The sequence below is a fragment of the Bradyrhizobium ferriligni genome, from assembly GCF_056837965.1.
Map to the genome: position 1 here is coordinate 1 of NZ_JBXEJO010000160.1, position 2,681 is coordinate 2,681.

Annotated in this window: 3 protein-coding genes; all 3 read right to left on the reverse strand. The window is 55.8% G+C overall.

Annotated elements, in window-relative coordinates:
• Positions 1–291: 291 nt before the first annotated feature.
• The gene (locus AC1VNY_RS42275; protein WP_482409636.1) at positions 292–1,134 is read right to left on the reverse strand and encodes a metal-dependent phosphohydrolase; all 843 of its coding nucleotides are present in this window, start codon (positions 1,132–1,134) and stop codon (positions 292–294) included.
• Between the two features lie 339 nt (positions 1,135–1,473).
• A complete protein-coding gene (locus AC1VNY_RS42280) occupies positions 1,474–2,187 on the reverse strand; it encodes a Bax inhibitor-1/YccA family protein (RefSeq protein ID WP_482409637.1) in 714 nt (237 codons plus the stop codon).
• A gap of 285 nt (positions 2,188–2,472) precedes the next feature.
• The coding region (locus AC1VNY_RS42285; protein WP_482409638.1) for a hypothetical protein at positions 2,473–2,681 on the reverse strand (209 nt) is incomplete at its 5' end.

Genomic DNA, 2,681 nt, shown 5'->3' on the forward strand with positions numbered 1-2,681 from the left:
TCGAGTTCGTCTTCCCATCCCCGCATGGTCAGCCCTCCAAGAGCCGACCATCCATGAATCATTGAAAAATCGATTCGGGAATCCTATAAAACGCGACAAAATCAACAATCTGCCAAAGTAGTGCTAGGGCGTGTACTCATAACCGTCGGCTTCCCGTCATAAAGCGGAAGTTGCCCAGTTCGGTAGTCGTCGGCGGCTTATGACCCGAACCTGACCCATTGGTGGATTCTGGCAAACCACCTGCGCTCGTGGTCGGCACTGTCACCATGTTCAGCCACGAGACGGCGTCTATTACGGCTGCGGTCCCGACAGATTCATCTCACGCTCCGCCCGAAACACGTTACCATAGAGAGTTGCTATCCATCGACGGCCGCGAGAAGTGACATTGAGATAGCGTATCGCCGTTTGAATTTGGGGAGCAACGGTCTTCCAGTAAAATTGGGGATACTTATAAACGATGTCTGCCGGCGTCGCGTAGCCCAGCGTTTTGTTGAGCCCGACCTCTTCAAATTCGTAGAACAGCGCGTTCGACTTCCTCAGATAGTGGGGATCGCCGAGCTGCCCGATAAGATCGGCGGCCCGCAGCAGCAACCCCTCTTCTTCTATCAGACTGTCGTTCGAGGATAGCGTATAAGGAAAGCGGGTATATTCGATTGCCTGGGCCACGCGGTTCGCATCCAGCTCTTCCGAGTCCAGGCGCTCGAGCACGAACAATTTCGAACGGTCCACGTGATACGGAGCAAGCGCGGCATCGGACGATCCTCGAGGCAGACGAATGGTGCCGCCATTTACATCTGCGATAAAGGACTCGTCTTCATCTCCTTGAACAATGCCGCGAACGTACCCGATGTCATGGGTGAGGCACGCCAGAATGAAATTCGCATAATCGTTTGCTGTCGTCGGCCGCAACAGCGCACGTCCGGTTAAGATGTCGTGTCCGGCAAGGGTAACGAGCAATGTATGCTCAATGTTGTGGTACAGGGCGTCGCTGTTACCGATGCACTCCAACGTGAGCTTCGCCGCAAACGGAAGCAGCTCAGTCAAACCGGCATGTGAAGCGCCAAACCGGTCCTTCGTTTCCGCCGTTAGAAACGACCCCAAGGCTTGCGATACCAGTTCCGGAACTGTGATCATTTCAATATCCCTTCAGCTTGCGCAGCAATGATACGTCGAGCACTCGATGTCGGGCAGGGTTGGGAGTATCTAACGATCTCAGCGCAGCAACTCTATAGTAGCCGGCCCCCGCCCGTTGATCTGGATCAATGTAGGCGCCCGGGTCACAGCCCTTTTCGGAAGTGCCGCGCAGGCTATCGAAAGTCAGGTGTCGGAGGTGAAGCGGACGTTACGGTTGCGCGTTCCGACTTCGGAGTTGACCCTCAGCAGACATTCCCACGCCAAAGCGCCCTTGTTATTCAATCGTCGTGCCTCATCGCGCAGCGGCGAGCGGATCGCAGTCGAGAATGACGTCATAGTCTAGCGTCGGCCGCCCATCAGGCGCAGCATCATCATGAACAGGTTGATGAAGTTGAGGTAGAGCGACAGCGCACCCAACACTGCCTTGCGGCCGGCCGAAGTGGTGTCATCGCCGCCGTCGTACATCCCCTTGATCCGCTGGGTATCGTAGGCCGTGAGCCCCGCAAAGACGCCGACTCCGATAATGGAAATCGTCCAATCGAGCCCGCTCGATCTCAGAAACAGATTGACCAGGCTAGCGATAATGATGCCGATCAAGCCCATAAGCAGGAACGTTCCAAATCCAGACAAGCTTCGCTGGGTACTGTAGCCCCAGATACTGAGCGCGCCGAAGGCAGCCGCTGAGATGAAGAACACTCTGGTGATCGAGGACTGTGTGTAAATGTGGAAGATGGTCGACAATGAAATCCCGACCAGGGCCGCATAGAGGAAAAACAATCCTCGCGCAGCTTCCACCGACAGCGTGTTGATTCGTGCACTGATAAAGAACACCAGTCCCAGTGGCGCCAGCATTAGCACCCACATCAGCGGACTTTGAAGCAATTCAGGGCCGGTGAACTGATAGGTCAAAAACGCTGCAGCGCCGGTCAAGCCAACGCCGGCGGCCATGTAATTATATACGCGCAGCATAAAAGCGCGAAGGCCGACGTCTATCGCTATGGCGCCGTTTGCGGGGAAGCCCGGCGCAGCTGCATTTCGATCATAGTTCGACATGAGTTGTGTCCTTCTTGAAAGGCTCCTGTGGGAAGTAGCCGACTGTACTCGTGATTTGCGGCTTCATTACCGGGGAGACGGTGCACTCATGATCGCTCCCACGTTTCGGTAACGCTCGGCGAGGCCGCCTCCGCCTTGGTACCGAAGATTGCGCTCATGAACTTAAACAAAAAATGCTCATTCCTGAGTCCAACATCCTTCGGTACGTGTTGGGCGGCACTTCCTAGCCGACAGCGTAGTGGCCGGCCGGTGGCAGCGGTCTTGATCTGGATCAATACTAATTGCTCAATCGCGCCCATTGCCGTTTCGCGATGTCGTTGCCCGCGCGCCGACGAGGCGATCGATTGAGCTGGCCATGTCCGCATTTGGCCCAGGCTGTGTGAAAACGCTCTGTTTGAAGTGATTCGCGCGATAAGATTCCCCAACTTTGCGGGGCATCTGATGAAGCGCTTTGTTGAAGGGTTGGGTCGCGGGCAGAGCACGCTGTTCCCGGC